This window comes from Streptomyces sp. WAC 04229, from assembly GCF_003947455.1.
Lineage (GTDB): Bacteria > Actinomycetota > Actinomycetes > Streptomycetales > Streptomycetaceae > Streptomyces.
The window spans coordinates 33,262-49,162 of record NZ_QHJH01000023.1 but is presented as its reverse complement, the minus strand read 5'-3'; the positions used below and the strand labels follow the sequence as shown (position 1 = coordinate 49,162).

Genomic DNA, 15,901 nt, shown 5'->3' with positions numbered 1-15,901 from the left:
TATCCCTCTCATGACAGCGGGGCTGTGAATGCGAGGATGAGCCGCCATGACTGCTGGGTGGTGCTGCCGCACAACGCGGGCCGCGGTGTTCGCGGCCGTCTGCGTGCTGCTCGCCACTCTCGGGCACGTCCTGATGTCGGACACGGCCGTGCCCTGGTGGGCACTGGTCACCGCGGTCACCGTGACCGGCGGCGCGGGATGGTGCCTGGCCGGCCGGGAGCGAGGGGTCGTCCTCGTCTCGTCCGTCGTGGTGGTCGCCCAGACGGCACTGCACGAGTGGTTCTCCTGCGCCCAGCGGCTCACGGCGCCGCCCGCGTCCCCGGTGCCCGTGGGCGCCGGCGCGTCCGCCCCCGATCACACGGCCGGCATGGCCCACCTGGGCCACGCCGTGCATCCCGCCGCGCACGGCGGCTCCGCCGCGGGACCGGCGGGCGCCATGGACTCGATGACCGGCCTCGGCCCGGTCATGGAGGCGATGTCCTCGTCGGGCATGCTCGCCGCCCACCTGCTGGCCGCGCTGCTGAGCGGCCTGTGGCTGGCGTACGGCGAGCGCGCGGTCTTCCGCATCCTGCGGGCCGTCGCCGGCTGGCTGGCCGCCCCGCTGCGCATGGTCCTCACGCGCCCGGTGCCACCGCACCGGCCGCGTCTCGCCCCCCGCCGCGGCCACGCGGCCCACCGGCCGCCGCGGCTGCTCCTCGTCCACGCGATCACTTCTCGGGGTCCGCCCGCGGGAACCGCTGTCGTCTGAGACAGCCGGTCCCCCGACCGCGCCGGGCGTTCCACGCCGGGCCGGGCCGGGCGCCGGACGTACACCGCTGCGCGGGTGCGTCCGCCACTCCCACCCCGTCACCGGGCCCGCCGCGCACTCCGCGCCGCCGGGTCCGGAACCCGGACGACCGCGCACGCGGTGCCCGCACGCCGCGCGTCGTGTGCCCGAGATCCGGACTCACGAGAAGGACAGCACGTGATCAGTCCTGCCCCCTCCGCCGTCCACGACCGGACGGCACCCGCCGCGAGAGCACGCCAGGAGCGGACGTCCGCCGACGAGTCGGCGACGTTCTGGGCGCTGGCCGCCCGAGGCGGCGATCCGCGGGCCGTGGAGAACCTCGTCCGCGCCCTCCAGCGGGACGTCCGCCGCTTCGTCACCCATCTCGGCGCCGACCCCCAGTCCGCCGACGACCTCGCCCAGGACACCTTCCTGCGGGCGCTCGGCAGCCTGCACCGCTTCGAGGGCCGTTCCTCCGCCCGCACCTGGCTGCTGGCCATCGCCCGTCGCGCGGTGATCGACAGCCACCGGTACGCGTCCGCCCGGCCCCGGCTGCTGGCCACGGAGGACTGGGAGACCGCCGCCGAGTGTGCCCAGGAACACGGTCTGCCGGGATTCGACGACGGCATCGCCCTGGCCGGGCTGCTGGACGCGCTGCCGCACGACCGGCGTGAGGCCTTCGTGATCACCCAACTCGTCGGTGTCTCCTACGCGGAGGCCGCCGAACTCATCGGCTGTCCGGTCGGCACGGTCCGCTCCCGCGTGGCCCGCGCCCGCGAGGCGCTGATCCGGGCCCTCGGCGAGGCCGAACGCAGCGGGCCGCCGGACGCACAACGGGCGATCAGGGCCCGCACAGCCTGCCGTTAGCATGTTCGAACTCGTGACGATCGCCATGAGTGACCCGTTTGTCCGATCACTAGCAATCAGGCCAAATAATTGAAAACCATACCGACACGAATATCCGCGCGAACGACGCTCTGGGCCGCGGCGGGTGTGGCGACCCTCGGGTTCCTCATCGCGCTGGAGTTCGCCGCGCGCCACTACGGCGAGCCGGGACCGATCACCCAGCAGGCCCGCGAGGTGGTCTTCGCCCCGGATTCCGGGCCGCTGCTCTACGCGGGGCTCGCGCTGACGATGGTGGTGCTCACCTGGCGGCAGCGGTTCGTCGCGGCCGGTGTGGCGATCGGCGTCGACCTCGTGCTCTGGCCCGTGCGCTGGGCGGTCGGCGCGGACATGAACTTCGGCAACGGCGCCCTGTGGGTGGTCCTGGGCTGCGCGGTCGTCGCCGTCACGCGTCGTACCGGCCGGGAACGGGCGCTGCTGCTGAAGGGTGTCGGGCTGGGGCTGTTGCTGGTGGCCGGGCACAAGACGGGTGACACCTGGCTGCTCATCACGTCGGAGACTCGCCCAGCAGTACTCGACCCCTATCTGGCGATCGCCGACCACGCGCTGGGCGACCCCTCCTGGCTGGTCGGCCGGCTGGTGGAAGCCACCTCGCCGGTGGGCGGCGGCATCCTGCACGTCGTCTACGGCCAGCTCCCGCTGGCGGCGGCCCTGGTCGGCCTGTACCAACTGCGCCACGTGGCGGTCGAGCGCCGCTTCCCGAGCCACCATCTCGTCCGCACCTTCCTCGTCATCGGCCTGCTCGGGCCCGCCGTCTACATGATCTTCCCGGTCGTCGGGCCCGTGTACGCCTACGGAGCCGAGGGCGGACAGTGGGCGGTGGCCAACCTGTGGCCGGACACCCTGCCATCGATCGGTGCCCCGCACGCGGTGCCGTTCGACGAGATCACCCCGCGCAACTGCATGCCCAGTCTGCACACGGCCTGGGCGACGACGCTCTTCGTCCACTCGCGCAAGGGATCGCGCCCGATGCGGTACGCCGGGGCCTTCTGGCTGGTCGCCACCCTGACCGCCACGCTGGGCTTCGGCTACCACTACGGGGTGGACCTCGTCGCCGGCGTGGTCTTCGCGCTCACGGTCGAGGCGGCGATGCGCGCGTTCGCCCGCGGCTGGGACGGGTCGGCCGTCCGGCTGGTCGCCCACGGAGCGACGGTGTTCGCGGCGCTGCTGGTCTCGTACCGCCTCCTCCCGGAGGACATGGCCGCGTACCCGTGGGTGGCCGGACCGCTGCTCCTGCTCGCGATGGCCTCGGTGGTGTTCGGGTACCTGCGGACCACCAGGGCGTGGGAACCGAAGTCCGTGCCGGCGCGGCAGCCGGAGCCGCCGAGGCCTGCGGAGCCGCAGCCCGAACTCGTCTGAATCCCTGGGCGCCCTTGCGGGCCAACCAGCCTGCGGGGTCGGGCGGTTCACGAAAACGACGCAGCGCTCTGGTCGTCGGACACCCGCTGGGCTACCGTCGGTAACACCCTGTCGGCGCAGGAGTGACTCCCGTGTCCCTCCGCCCCTCCGCACACCGTCGGAAGGCAGTCCATGCAGAACACGCCACCTGCCGGGATCACTCGCCGCAACGCCCTGACCGTGACCGGGGGAGTGCTCGCGGCGGCGACACTGGCCCAGGTGGCGCCCGCCTTCGCGGCCGGGGAGCAGGCCGCGGACGCGATCGTGGTCGGACACGGTCTCGCGGGGCTGGTGGCCACGGCCGAACTCGCCGCGGCGGGCCGCAAGGTGCTGCTCCTCGACCAGGAACCCGAGGCGAGCCTGGGCGGCCAGGCGTTCTGGTCCTTCGGCGGCCTCTTCTTCGTGGACTCCGCCGAACAGCGCCTGATGGGCGTCAAGGACTCGCGCGAACTGGCCTGGCAGGACTGGCTCGGCACGGCCGGCTTCGACCGGGGCGTCGCCGACCCCGCCGGCCAGGACCACTGGGCGTACAAGTGGGCCGAGGCGTACGTGGACTTCGCCTCCGGCGAGAAGCGGTCCTGGCTGGCCGGGCTGGGCGTGCAGTGGTTCCCGATCGTCGGCTGGGCCGAGCGCGGAGGCGGCCTCGCGGACGGCCACGGCAACTCGGTGCCGCGCTTCCACGTCACCTGGGGGACCGGCCCGGCGGTCGTCGAGCCGTTCGAGAAGAAGGTGCGGGCGGCGCGCGCCGAGGGCAGGGTCACCTTCAAGTTCCGGCACCGGGTCGACGGCCTCGTGACGACGGGCGGCGCCGTCACCGGCGTACGCGGCGCCGTCCTCGAACCGAGCACGGCGCAGCGCGGCAAACCCAGCTCCCGCACCGTGGTCGGCGAGTTCGAACTGCGCGCCCCGGTCGTCGTGGTGACCTCCGGCGGCATCGGCGCGAACCACGATCTCGTCCGGCGGAACTGGCCGGCCCGACTCGGTACCCCGCCCAAGTCCATGATCACCGGTGTGCCCGCGCACGTGGACGGCCGCATGCTGGCGATCACCGAGGAGGCGGGCGGCCGGATCGTGAACCCGGACCGCATGTGGCACTACACCGAGGGCCTCAGAAACTACGACCCGATCTGGCCCGGCCACGGCATCCGCATCCTGCCCGGACCGTCGTCCATGTGGTTCGACGCCACCGGCAAGCGCTTCGGCACGCCCGACATCCCCGGCTACGACACCCTGCACACCCTGAAGTCCATCACCGACACCGGCTACGACTACTCCTGGTTCGTCACCACACAGAAGATCATCGCCAAGGAGTTCGCGCTCTCCGGCTCCGAGCAGAACCCGGACCTCACGGAGAAGAACGTCTGGAAGCTCCTCTCCCGCATCTGGCAGACGCCGGAGCCGATCGAGAAGTTCAAGAAGAACGGCGTGGACTTCGTCGTCGCGGCGACCCTGCCCGAACTGGTCCGCGGCATGAACAAGCTGACCGGCGACCACCTGATCGCGCTGGACGGCCTCCAGCGCCAGATCGAGGCCCGCGACCGCGAGATCGACAACCCGTACACCAAGGACGTCCAGGTCATGGGCATCCGCAACGCGCTGGCCTACCCCGGGGACACGCTGAGCCGGACCGCCCCGGTCCACCGGATCCTGGACTCCGGCGCGGGCCCGCTGATCGCGGTCCGGCTCAACATCCTCACCCGCAAGACCCTCGGCGGCCTCCAGACCGACCTCTCCGGCCGGGTCCTGAACGCCTCGGGCGCCCCGGTGCCGGGTCTGTACGCGGCCGGAGAGGTGGCGGGCTTCGGGGGTGGCGGCGTGCACGGCTACCGGTCGCTGGAGGGAACCTTCCTCGGCGGCTGCCTGTTCTCCGGCCGCGAGGCCGGACGCGCCGCGGCCGCCGCGACGGGGACCTGAGGGACGGCCGTCCCTCACTACGGGAGGCGCATCAGCCCGAGGTCCTCGCCCCACGCGTCCAGCACCGCCGCGTGGCCGGCCGCGCGCACCGCGGGCTCCACCCGGCCGAACAGTTCCCGCTGCACGTCCGCGTCACCGGTCTCCGCGACGCGCGTGAGCGCGGACAGCAGCGCTCGTGTGTCCCATCCCGGGAGGGGGAAGCGTTCCAGTTCCCACGCCAGGTACTTGTTGTAGGGACGCGGACGACGGTCGAGGGCGAACAGCAGCTCCAGCAGGAAGCCGACGCTGTCCCCCGCGTCGAGGCGCGCCGCGAGCGGGAGTCCGTCCCGGGCGTTCTTGACCGACCGGTAGAGGGAGTTCGCGTAGGCGTCCAGCCACTCGGCAGCCACCCGCGACGCCTCCCCGGCGTCGAGCCGCCCCTTCGCGGCCACCATCTCGGCGATACCCCCGTCGAGCCGGTCGAGCACGACCCGGGCCCGTGCGAGCGCGTACCGCTCGAAGCCGCCGAGCCGGCGGAACTCCGCGACCGTCACCACGACCAGATCCAGCCCGGCCGAGCGGAATCCGTCGAGACCGGCGAGCCCGGTGCCGGCCGAGTCGGCCAGCACGACGTACAGGTCGTGGTCGGAGTGGCGGGTGGCCATGCCGTCGTGGGCGTGGGAACCCTTGAGGACGAGTCCGGCCACATCGGGGTCGGCGGTGGCACGGGCGACGAACGCCTCGTAGGTCATGGGGTGTTGTGCGGACATGGTCCGATCGTCTCCAGACTGCTCTACGGGGGGCATACCGAGCCGCCCTCGGAGTCCTGCCGACTCGAGGGCGGTGAATCCGTTCGCGACGGCCGTGACCGTCGCCCCGCAGATCAACGCACGTCCGGCACGCTAGCGGCGATCACCGCGTGCGGCAACGCATGTGGCCGCCGCCCAAGGCGCATCGACCGAGCGCCGTCGCAACAGACCGGAGGAGGCGCCCCGTGGTGTCACGGGGCGCCTCCTCCGGATCGGGTCGTGCCCTGCTGTCAGGCCTTCTCCTGCATGGTCCGTCGGGCAGGGTTGCCCTGCTCGGCGGCCTTCGGGTCCTTCTCGTCCGCCTTGGCCCGGACACCCTTGGCGATGCGGTCGCCGATGGTCTTGTCGATGTTCGACCAGTACTCGAAGGCCCGCTGGAGGACGGGTTCGCTCACCCCGTTGAGGAGGTGACCGACCACGTTGTCGACCAGCCGGTCGCGGGCCGCGTCGTCCATGACCTCGCGGACCAGAGTGCCCGGCTGACCCCAGTCGTCGTCCTCGGCGTGGTCGACGTAGGCGGCGCGGGTGATGGCCCCGTCCGCCTCCCAGCTGGGCGGGGTGCCGAACCGCTCGGTGTCGGCGGCGGGACCGCCCTTGGAGTTCGGCGCGTAGACCGGGTCACTCGTCTTCCGATAGGCCATCGCCCCGTCCTTGGAATACGTGTGGACGTCGACGACCGGGGCGTTCACGGGGAGCTGCTGGTAGTTCGCGCCGATCCGGTACCGGTGGGCGTCGGCGTAGGAGAAGAGCCGGGCCAGCAGCATGCGGTCCGGGCTCGGGCCGATGCCGGGGACCAGGTTGTTGGGCTGGAAGGCGGCCTGCTCGATCTCGGCGTGGTTGTCGGTCGGGTTGCGGTCCAGCGTCATGCGGCCGACCGGGATGAGGGGATAGTCGCCGTGCGGCCACACCTTCGTCAGGTCGAACGGGTTGAACCGGTAGCCCGCGGCGTCCTCGTACGGCATGACCTGCACGTACAGGGTCCAGCTCGGGAACTCGCCGTCGCGGATGTGCTCGAACAGGTCCCGCATGTGGTAATCCGTGTCGGCCGCCGCCATCTGGTCGGCCTCGTGCTGCGTGAAGAACTCGATGCCCTGGTCCGTCTTGAAGGTGTACTTCACCCAGAACCGCTCGCCGGCCGCGTTGATCCACATGTAGGTGTGGGAGGTGTAGCCGTTCATGTGGCGCCAGGTCCGGGGGATGCCGCGGTCCCCCATGAGCCAGGTGACCTGGTGGGCGGACTCCGGTGACAGGGTCCAGAAGTCCCACTGCATGTCGTGGTCGCGCAGGTTGTTGTCCGCCCGGCGCTTCTGCGACCGGATGAAGTGCTGGAACTTCATCGGGTCCTTGACGAAGAACACCGGCGTGTTGTTGCCGACCATGTCGTAGTTGCCCTGGCTGGTGTAGAACTTCACCGCGAAGCCGCGCGGGTCGCGCCAGGTGTCGGGGCTGCCGCGCTCACCCGCCACCGTGGAGAAGCGGATGACCAGGTCGGTCGTCGTCCCCGGCTGGAAGACGGCCGCCTTGGTGTAGGCGCTCACGTCGTGCGTCACCTCGAAGTGGCCGAAGGCGCCGCTGCCCTTGGCGTGCGGCTGGCGTTCGGGGATCCGCTCCCGGTTGAACTGCGCCATCTGCTCGATGAGGTAGGCGTCCTGGAGGAGGACCGGGCCTCCCGGGCCGACGGTGAGCGAGTGTTCGTCGCTTTCCACCGGCGCGCCGGAGTCCGTGGTGGTGGCAGGCGTGATGTCCGTCATGAGACTGCCTTTCGTCGTGGAGTGGGTGACGCCCAGGCGCCGCGCGACACGATCGCGGGGGAGGGGTGCCCTGGAGCGGCCACGCCAATCCGGTCCGGGTACGTCCGGACGGGGGCCTCGCGCGTCTCGCGGCGCCTCTCGCGGAACGGCTCCGGACCTGGGCCGGGGCAGGGGGCACCGCCGCTCCCGCTCCCGTGCCGTGTCCCGGCGCCGGGACGCGCCGCGTGCTCACCCATCCGTCCAGGCCTTCCGGAGTGCCGTCGTCCGTATCAGTCTCCGCCGCCGCCGAGGGCACGCAAGCGGAGACGACAGGGCGAACGCGTGCCCACGTACGGCGTCCTCAATCACGCGTTTGCGTCCTTTTCGCCGGGGGTGGGCCCGTCGCGGCGCGACCAGGACACCCGGAGGACCCTGCGGACGGCCCCGCGCAGCCAGTGGTGGGCCCCGTCGGAGGTGTGCCGGGGGTGCCAGGCCATGCCGATGGTCACGGGCGGCAGGGGGAGCGGGATGTCGAGGAGCCGCAGGCCCAGGACCGCGGCCTGCTCGGTGAGGGGCGAGGGCGCGGCGCCCGGCGCTGCGGCGGGGACCAGGGCCACGGCGTCACTGCGGGCGGCCAGGGTCATCGCGGCCAGATGGCCGGGCAGGACGACGGCGACCCGGCGGCTCAGTCCGTGCTCGGCGAGGGCGGTGTCGACGGGGCCGGTGAAGCGTCCGCGGCGGCTGGCCACGACATGCTCGGCCGCCGCGAACCGCTGCGGCGTCAGAGGACCGTCGGTGAGCGGGTGGCCGGGCCGGACGGCCGCCGTCATCCGGAGGGTGACCAGCTCCTCGACGTGGGTCTCCGGGTCCACGTGGTCGATGGCCCCGACCTCCAGGTCGATCCGGCCGTCGCGGAGGGCCGGCCCGGCCTCCAGATCCTCGGCCCGGAACCGCATCGAGACCCCCGGCGCCTCCCGGCCGGCCACTTCCAGCAGCCCGGCGGCGAGCGCCGCACCGATCAGGTCGGCGGCCTGAAGCGTGAAGGTGCCGCGCAGGGCGGCCGGGTCCACACCGGTGGCCGGAGTCAGGAGCGCGCCCACCCGGCGCACCACCGCGGCGGCCTCGTCCCGCAGGGCCAGCGCCCTGGGCGTGGGCACCATGGCCTGGCCGGCCCGGACCAGGAGGGGGTCCTGGACCACGCGGCGCAGCCGGGCGAGGGTGCGGCTCATGGCGGCGGGGGAGGTGTGCATGCGGGCGGCGGCGCGGGTGACGCTCTGCTCGGCCAGCAGGGCGTCGAGGGCGACGACGAGGTTGGCGTCGATGACCTGCGCCACCGGGTCTGTGCTGTTCACCAGGGTTATTCCGTTCCGGGCAATGATCCCTTGCTGAAGTTCCCATTGTGGCAACACCCGACGGCTTCGCAGGATGGGGGCGTACCGAACCGGCACGACCCACGAGGTATTCATGATCGTCATCACTGCCCCCACCGGGAACATCGGCCGCCACCTGGTCTCCCTGCTCCTGGACTCGGCCCCCGCCCGCGGCGAGGAACTGCGCCTGATCGTGCGCGACCCCGCGCGGCTGCCCGAGGCCGTGCGCGAGCGGGTCGAGGTGGTCACCGGCTCGCACGGCGACCCCGCGGTCGTCGACCGGGCCTTCGCGGGCGCCGACGCCGTCTTCTGGCTCGTCCCGCCCAACGCCTCCCGCACCCCCGAGGACGCCTACCGCGGCTTCACCCGCCCCGCCGCGAACGCGCTCGCCGTGCACGGCGTCGGGCATGTCGTCGGCGTCTCCGCCCTCGGCCGGGGCACCCCGGTCGCCGGCCGCGCCGGACTCGTCACCGCGTCCCTCGCCATGGACGACCTCATCGCCGGGACCGGAGTGGCCTACCGGGCGCTGGCCAATCCCTCCTTCTTCGAGAACGTCCTGGAGGAGGCCGAACCGATCCGGGAGAAGGGCGTTTTCAGCGACCTCGTCGACGCCGACCGCAAGGCACCGATGGTGGCCGTCGCCGACATCGCCGCCGCGGCCGCCGGCCTGCTCCTCGACCGCTGCTGGACCGGCACCGGCAGCGTCCCGGTCCTCGGTCCGCAGGACCTGTCGCCCAACGACCTCGCCCGCATCATGACCGAGCGGCTGGGCCTGACCGTCCGCTACGAACGCCAGGCCCTCGACGAGGTGCGCGCCACCCTCGTCGGCCACGGCCTCGACCCGGCCTTCGTCGAGGGCATCGTCGACATGAAGCGCGCCAAGGACGACGGCCTCGACGCCGGCGTGGCCCGGGCCCCGGACACCGCCTCCCCGACCACCTTCGAACAGTGGTGCGCGCAGACCCTCGAACCCGCCGTCCTCTCCTGACACTCCCGCACACACCCCGAGCCCGGAGGCACCCATGACCACCACCGAGACGACCGAACCCCCGGTCACCGCGTTCATGCTCGTCAAGACCACACCCGAATGGCTCGCCATGACCGTCGAGGAACGGATCGACGCCTTCACCACCCGGGTCGTCCCCGCCGTCAGGGCGAGGACCACCGGCGTACGGTCACGCTTCTACGACACGGAGTTCTACTCCGCGCGCGTCACCGACGTCTGGGTCTGGGAGGCGGACGACCACCACGCCTACCAGCTGCTCGTCGACGCCCTGAGGGAAACACCCTTCTGGGACCGGTACTTCGAGGTCGTCGACCTCCTCGTCGGCACCGAGAACGGCTACGCCCGCACGTACGGCGTCGACGCGGTCACCAGCATCAGCACCTGACACGCACCCAGGGCCGACACGGCTCTGACGAGAGGCAACGGAAAAGGCAGGAGGACCACTCGCCTCCTGCCTGCCACTATCAAGCTATAGCTCATGGGGGGCCTTGCGGCAAGGGCCCCTCCGTGGCGCAGAATCGGCGCCCTCGGCCGCTGCCCACGTGAGGCAGCCGGGCCGATCGGACGCCTTCTCACCATGGGAGACTCATGATCGACGTGCTCGTCGTCGGCGCCGGACCGACCGGCATGATGCTGGCCGGCGAACTGCGCCTGCACGGTGTACGGGTACGGGTGCTGGACAAGGAGACGCAGCCGACCCAGGTGGTGCGCTCGCTCGGGCTGCACGTGCGCAGCATCGAGGTGATGGACCAGCGCGGCCTGCTGGAGCGGTTCCTCGAGCACGGTAAGCGGTATCCGGCCGGCGGCTTCTTCGCCGGCATCGGCAAGGCCGCGCCCGTCGATCTGGACACCACGCACCCCTACGTCCTCGGCATCCCGCAGCCCGTGACCGACCGCCTGCTGACGGAGCGCGCCGTCGAACTCGGCGCCGAAGTCGAGCGTGGCCGCGAACTGGCCGTACTGAGCCAGGACGACCAGGGCGTGACCGCTGAGCTGGCCGACGGCGCCCGGCTGCGCGCCCGCTACCTCGTGGGCTGCGACGGCGGCCGCAGCACCGTCCGGAAACTGCTCGGCGTCGGCTTCCCCGGAGAACCCTCCCGCACCGACACGCTGATCGGCGAGATGCGCGTCGATGCGGCGCCCGAGGAGGTGGCGGCCGTCGTGGCCGAGGTCCGGGAGACCCAGAAGCGGTTCGGCGCCGGACCGCTGGGGGACGGCTTCCACCGCCTCGTCGTGCCCGCCGCGGACGTGGCCGAGGACCGCTCGGTCCCGCCGACCCTGGACGAGTTCAGACGGCAGCTCACGGCGTGCGCGGGCACCGACTTCGGCGTGCACTCGCCCCGCTGGCTGTCCCGATTCGGCGACGCCACCCGGCTGGCCGAGCGCTACCGCACCGGACGGGTACTGCTCGCCGGCGACGCCGCGCACGTCCACCCGCCCGTCGGCGGACAGGGCCTCAACCTCGGCATCCAGGAAGCCTTCAACCTCGGCTGGAAACTCGCCGCCGAGGTGAACGGCTGGGCCCCCGACGGACTGCTGGACAGCTACCACACGGAACGGCACCCGGTCGCCGCCGACGTGCTGGACAACACCCGCGCCCAGATGGAACTGCTCTCCACCGAACCCGGCCCCCGGGCGGTGCGCCGCCTGCTGGCGGAACTGACGCGGTTCGAGGACGTCAGCCGCCACCTGACCGAGAAGGTCACCGCGCTGAACGTCCGCTACGACCTCGGCGCCGGACACGAACTCGTCGGCCGGAGGATGCGGGACGTCGAACTGCGGCAGGGGCGCCTGTACGAGCTGACGCACACCGGCCGCGGGCTGCTCCTCGACCGGACGGGCCGGCTTTCGGTGACGGGCTGGTCGGACCGGATCGATCACGTCGTGGACGCCGGTGCGAAACTGGACGTGCCCGCGCTGCTGCTGCGGCCGGACGGCCATGTGGCATGGGTCGGTGACGACCAGCAGGACCTGTTCGACCGGTTGCCCCGGTGGTTCGGGGCCGCCACCGGCTGACCCGACCGTCACGCGCCGCCCGTCCCCGCTTCCCCACTGGAGAGCCACCATGAACCACGTCGCCGACCCCCACCGCTACGACGGCACCATGCGGTACCGCCGCACCGGCCGCTCCGGTCTCGACCTGCCCGTCCTGTCGCTGGGCTACTGGCACAACTTCGGCGACGACAAGCCGTTCGAGTCGCAGCGGGAGATCGCCCTGCGCGCCTTCGACCTCGGCATCACCCATCACGACCTGGCCAACAACTACGGCCCGCCCTACGGATCCGCGGAGATCAACTTCGGCCGGATCATGCGCCAGGACCTGGCACCGTACCGGGACGAGATGGTGATCTCCACCAAGGCCGGATACGACATGTGGCCCGGCCCGTACGGCCAGGGCGGAGGCTCCCGCAAGTACGTGCTCGCCTCCCTCGACCAGTCCCTGAAGCGCATGGGCCTGGAGTACGTCGACATCTTCTACTCCCACCGCCTGGACGCCTCCACACCGCTGGAGGAGACCATGACGGCGCTGGACACCGCGGTGCGGCAGGGCAAGGCCCTCTACGTCGGGATCTCCTCCTACGACGCCGAACGCTCCCGTGAGGCCGCGGCGATCCTCCGCGACCTCGGCACGCCGCTGCTGATCCACCAGCCCTCGTACAACATGCTCAACCGGTGGATCGAGACCGAGGGCCTGCTCGACGCCGCGGGCGACGAGGGCTTCGGCGTCATCGGGTTCACCGCGCTGGCCCAGGGCCTGCTCACCGGCCGCTACCTCGACGGCGTCCCGGAGGGCTCCCGCGCCACCCAGGGCAAGTCCTTCGCGACCGACTGGCTGAACGAGGACACCCTCCAGCGGCTGCGCGCGCTGAACGACATCGCCGCCCGCCGGGACCAGACCCTGGCCCAGATGGCGCTCGCCTGGGCGCTGCGCGACCCGCGCGTCACCTCGCTGGTGATCGGCGCCTCGCGCACCGGTCAGCTGGAGCAGAACGTGGCCGCGCTGGACAACCTCGCCTTCACCGCCGACGAACTCGCCGAGATCGACAAGTACGCGGTCGCCGACGGCAGCGTCGACCTGTGGCGGCGGGCCCGCACCGGCGAGATGGGCTGAGGCCGGCCCCGGCCGCACGGGCGGTGGACGGCGGTCACGACACCGGTTCGTCCGTGACGCGGAGCAGCCGGGGCGGCACGGTGGCGGGCTCGGGCAGGCGCAGGGGCTCCCGGCCCGGGGTGATGCTGCCGAGGAGCGTCGCCCGGCGCGCACCGGTTCCCGACGGGATCGCGCCGGGCAGGCCGTGCACCGTGAGGAAGCCCAGGAGCGCGAAGGCGAGGGCCTCCTTCGCGTCGGACGGCAGCCCGAGCGCGTCGCTGGGCCCGAGCGGCACGCCGGGCAGTTCCTCGGCGAGCATGCCCATCAGCACCGGATTGTGCGCCCCGCCGCCGGAGACGACGAGCCGGGTGACCCCGTGCGCCCGGCAGGCGTCGGCCACGGTGACCGCGGTGAGCCGGGCCAGGGTCGCCAGCACGTCGTCCGGCTCCGGCACCGGCGCCGAGGCCAGCGCCTCCAGCAGGTGGGGCAGGTGGAAACGCTCCTTGCCGGTGCTCTTCGGGGCCGGCCTGGCGTAGTACGGGTCGTCCAGCAGCACCCGCAGCAGCGCCGCGTCGACCCGTCCCGCGGCGGCCCGCCGCCCGTCCTCGTCGTACCCGCGGGCGCCCCCGGTGAAGTGCCGTACGGCGGCGTCCATCAGCGCGTTGGCGGGCCCGGTGTCGAAGGCCAGCGGGTCGGCGCCGGGGGCGACGACGGTGAGGTTGGCGATGCCGCCCAGGTTGAGCGCGGCCGGGGTGCCGGGCAGCGCGGCCAGGGCGAGGGCGTCGGTCATGGCCACCAACGGGGCGCCCTGACCGCCGGCCGCGACGTCCCTGCCGCGCAGGTCGGAGACGACGGGCAGACCGGTGGCCTCGGCGATCCAGGCGGGCTGGCCCAGTTGCAGGGTGCCGCGCACGGCGCCGTCCTCGACCCAGTGGTAGACGGTCTGCCCGTGCGAGACCACCAGGTCCGCGGTCCCGTCGCACAGCTCGCGCAGGGCGCGGACGGCCACGTCGGCGAAGGCACGGCCGATGCCGGTGTCGAGCACGGCGGCGGTGCGGGCGGTCGTGGCCGACGGCGGCAGGAACCCCTCGATCAGCTCGCGCAGTTCGTCGGGGTAGGGGGCCGAGAGATGCCCGAGGGGCCGCATCACCAAGGCGTCGTCCTGGAGGACGAGATCCGCGGCGGCCGCCTCGACGGCGTCGTAGGAGGTGCCTGACATCAGGCCGATCACACGCAAGACGTCTCCTGTGCGAAGGGGTCCGGGCCGGAGGGGTCCGGGCCGGAGGGCGGCCCGCTCACTTCCGGCCGGCCGCGGTGAGCCGGTCGGGGCCGCTGCCCGGCTCGGCGTCCTTCAGGGCGCCCCCGCCGGCCGCCGGCGCCCGGTGGAACAGGCTCAGGACGCCGCCGACGACCAGGGTGATCACCACTCCGATGGGCACCAGCCACTGGGCCGCGATGGCCTGGGACACCGTCGTCCCGCCCGTCGTGACGTCGATCTTGACCACGCGCACGATGTACGTCATCACCCCGATGGTCACCAGGAAGGCCACGACGGAGTCCACCTCGTTGGCGCGGGTCACCAGCCGCCCGAGCAGGAACGCGCCGAGCAGCGCGCCGTAGGTGTAGCCGGCGATGGTCAGCCCGGTCAGGTAGACGTTGCCGGTGCTCGCGCTGAACGCGCACGCGAAGACGGCCATCAGGGTCGCCCACACCAGCGTCATCCAGCGGGCGAGCCGCAGCAGCGACTCCTCGGACGGGGTGCTGCGGAAGAAGCTGTGGATGATGTCGGCGACCGTCGAGTTCGACATGGAGTTGAGCGCCGAGGACAGCGAGCCCATCGCGGCGCCCAGGATGCCGGCCACCAGCAGCCCGGAGACGACGACGGGCAGCCCGTTCAGGATGAACTCGGGGTAGAGGTTGTCCGAGCTGGACAGCCCCAGCTCCGAGAACGACCTGCCCTGGTTGTACGACCACAGCAGCGCGCCGACGAGCGAGAACGCGGCGAACTGGATGACGACGAAGACACCCGAGGCGATCATGGCCTTCTGGCCCTCGCGCAGCGTCCGGGTGGCCAGCACCCGCTGCACGATGAGCTGGTCGGAGCCGTGGCTGGCCATGGCGAAGATGGCGCCGCCGATGATGGCGGTGGGCAGGGCGAACGGGCTGGTGAGGACGTGCGCCAGGGTGAAGTCGGTGTCGAAGAGCGTGAACCGCCCGGCGTCCCAGGCGCGGGCGTAACCGTCACCGCCGACGTGCGCGGACAGCACCGCGACGGCGAGGATCGCACCGCCGAGGTAGAGGCCCATCTGGATGGCGTCGGTCCAGATGACCGCCTTGATGCCGCCCAGGTAGGTGTACACCACGGTGATCAGCGTGAGCACGATGATGATCACGCGGTAGCTCGCGTGCACGCCGAACTCGTCGAGCAGCAGCTTGATGGGGATGGCGGAGGCGAACAGCCGGACGCCCTCGGCCAGCAGCCGGGTGAAGACGAACGTCACCGAGGCGAGCCCCTGCAGCTTCAGCCCGAACCGGTCGCCCAGGTACTGGTAGGCACTGACGAACCCGCCGCGCTTGTAGAGGGGGATGAGTACGGTGGCGACGACGACGCGTCCGATGACGTAGCCCAGGGCGAGTTCGACGTTGCCGAAGCCCTGGCCGCTGTAGGCGCCGCCGGGGACGCTGATCACGGTCAGGACGCTGGTCTCGGTGGCGACGACGGAGAAGGACACCGTCCACCACGGCATGTGGCCCTCACCGACGAAGTAGTCCTTCGCCGACTTCTGCTTGCCGGCCTTCCGCAGGCCGATCCAGGCGATCCCGATCAGATAGACCACGATCACGACGAGGTCGAGCTGGCGCACGCGTGCTCCTAGACACTGGCCGGTGGGGTCGCCGGCGTGGGGAGAGGGCCGTCCGAGTATGGGAATGCCGC

13 protein-coding genes are annotated in these 15,901 nt (G+C 72.2%); 8 read left to right on the top strand and 5 right to left on the bottom strand.

Translation table 11 applies throughout. The features are described from left to right. The first annotated feature begins 46 nt into the window (after positions 1-46). The 4 genes from DMH12_RS09720 (at position 47) to DMH12_RS09705 (ending at position 4,981) form a co-directional block, all read left to right on the top strand. Complete coding sequence (locus tag DMH12_RS09720; RefSeq protein ID WP_125491156.1) at positions 47-748, top strand: hypothetical protein; 702 nt, start codon at positions 47-49, stop codon at positions 746-748. A gap of 216 nt (positions 749-964) precedes the next feature. Continuing rightward, positions 965-1,633 (top strand): sigma-70 family RNA polymerase sigma factor, encoded by a 669-nt coding sequence (locus DMH12_RS09715; protein WP_125491155.1) that lies wholly within the window; start codon positions 965-967, stop codon positions 1,631-1,633. Positions 1,634-1,702: 69 nt separating this feature from the next. After that, positions 1,703-3,028, top strand: a complete 1,326-nt coding sequence (locus DMH12_RS09710) for a phosphatase PAP2 family protein (protein ID WP_125491154.1) — start codon at positions 1,703-1,705, stop codon at positions 3,026-3,028. A 171-nt stretch (positions 3,029-3,199) separates the two neighbouring features. Next, positions 3,200-4,981, top strand: a complete 1,782-nt coding sequence (locus tag DMH12_RS09705) for an FAD-binding dehydrogenase (protein ID WP_125491153.1) — start codon at positions 3,200-3,202, stop codon at positions 4,979-4,981. Between the two features lie 17 nt (positions 4,982-4,998). On the opposite strand, the gene DMH12_RS09700 is transcribed toward DMH12_RS09705, so the two are convergent. From DMH12_RS09700 to DMH12_RS09690, 3 genes are all read right to left on the bottom strand, one after another. Next, positions 4,999-5,730, bottom strand: coding sequence for a hypothetical protein (locus tag DMH12_RS09700; protein ID WP_185832218.1), 732 nt, complete (start codon positions 5,728-5,730; stop codon positions 4,999-5,001). Positions 5,731-5,999: 269 nt separating this feature from the next. Continuing rightward, complete coding sequence (locus DMH12_RS09695; RefSeq protein ID WP_125491152.1) at positions 6,000-7,520, bottom strand: catalase; 1,521 nt, start codon at positions 7,518-7,520, stop codon at positions 6,000-6,002. Positions 7,521-7,864: 344 nt separating this feature from the next. After that, a complete protein-coding gene (locus DMH12_RS09690; RefSeq protein WP_125491151.1) occupies positions 7,865-8,851 on the bottom strand; it encodes a LysR family transcriptional regulator in 987 nt (328 codons plus the stop codon). A 112-nt stretch (positions 8,852-8,963) separates the two neighbouring features. On the opposite strand from DMH12_RS09690, the gene DMH12_RS09685 reads away from it, so the two are divergent. From DMH12_RS09685 to mgrA, 4 genes are all read left to right on the top strand, one after another. After that, positions 8,964-9,857, top strand: coding sequence for an NAD(P)H-binding protein (locus tag DMH12_RS09685; RefSeq protein ID WP_125491150.1), 894 nt, complete (start codon positions 8,964-8,966; stop codon positions 9,855-9,857). Positions 9,858-9,891: 34 nt separating this feature from the next. After that, positions 9,892-10,260, top strand: a complete 369-nt coding sequence (locus DMH12_RS09680; RefSeq protein ID WP_125491149.1) for a darcynin family protein — start codon at positions 9,892-9,894, stop codon at positions 10,258-10,260. Positions 10,261-10,463: 203 nt separating this feature from the next. Then, on the top strand, positions 10,464-11,891 hold the full coding sequence (rox, locus tag DMH12_RS09675) for a rifampin monooxygenase (RefSeq protein ID WP_125491148.1): 1,428 nt from the start codon (positions 10,464-10,466) through the stop codon (positions 11,889-11,891). 49 nt (positions 11,892-11,940) lie between these two features. After that, positions 11,941-12,987 carry an L-glyceraldehyde 3-phosphate reductase gene (gene mgrA, locus DMH12_RS09670; RefSeq protein ID WP_125491147.1) on the top strand — a complete coding sequence of 349 codons (1,047 nt, stop codon included), beginning with the start codon at positions 11,941-11,943 and terminating at the stop codon, positions 12,985-12,987. A 34-nt stretch (positions 12,988-13,021) separates the two neighbouring features. On the opposite strand, the gene DMH12_RS09665 is transcribed toward mgrA, so the two are convergent. Both DMH12_RS09665 and DMH12_RS09660 read right to left on the bottom strand, forming a co-directional pair. After that, positions 13,022-14,203, bottom strand: a complete 1,182-nt coding sequence (locus DMH12_RS09665) for an anhydro-N-acetylmuramic acid kinase (protein ID WP_125491146.1) — start codon at positions 14,201-14,203, stop codon at positions 13,022-13,024. 58 nt (positions 14,204-14,261) lie between these two features. Then, positions 14,262-15,830 carry a sodium:solute symporter gene (locus DMH12_RS09660; protein WP_125491145.1) on the bottom strand — a complete coding sequence of 523 codons (1,569 nt, stop codon included), beginning with the start codon at positions 15,828-15,830 and terminating at the stop codon, positions 14,262-14,264. Positions 15,831-15,901 lie beyond the last annotated feature (71 nt).

Coding starts and splice junctions, on each gene's coding strand:
- DMH12_RS09720 (WP_125491156.1), top strand. CDS start 47: ATGACTGCTGGGTGGTGCTGCCGCACAACGCGGGCCGCGGTGTTCGCG.
- DMH12_RS09705 (WP_125491153.1), top strand. CDS start 3,200: ATGCAGAACACGCCACCTGCCGGGATCACTCGCCGCAACGCCCTGACC.
- DMH12_RS09700 (WP_185832218.1), bottom strand. CDS start 5,730: ATGTCCGCACAACACCCCATGACCTACGAGGCGTTCGTCGCCCGTGCC.
- DMH12_RS09695 (WP_125491152.1), bottom strand. CDS start 7,520: ATGACGGACATCACGCCTGCCACCACCACGGACTCCGGCGCGCCGGTG.
- DMH12_RS09685 (WP_125491150.1), top strand. CDS start 8,964: ATGATCGTCATCACTGCCCCCACCGGGAACATCGGCCGCCACCTGGTC.
- DMH12_RS09680 (WP_125491149.1), top strand. CDS start 9,892: ATGACCACCACCGAGACGACCGAACCCCCGGTCACCGCGTTCATGCTC.
- rox (WP_125491148.1), top strand. CDS start 10,464: ATGATCGACGTGCTCGTCGTCGGCGCCGGACCGACCGGCATGATGCTG.
- mgrA (WP_125491147.1), top strand. CDS start 11,941: ATGAACCACGTCGCCGACCCCCACCGCTACGACGGCACCATGCGGTAC.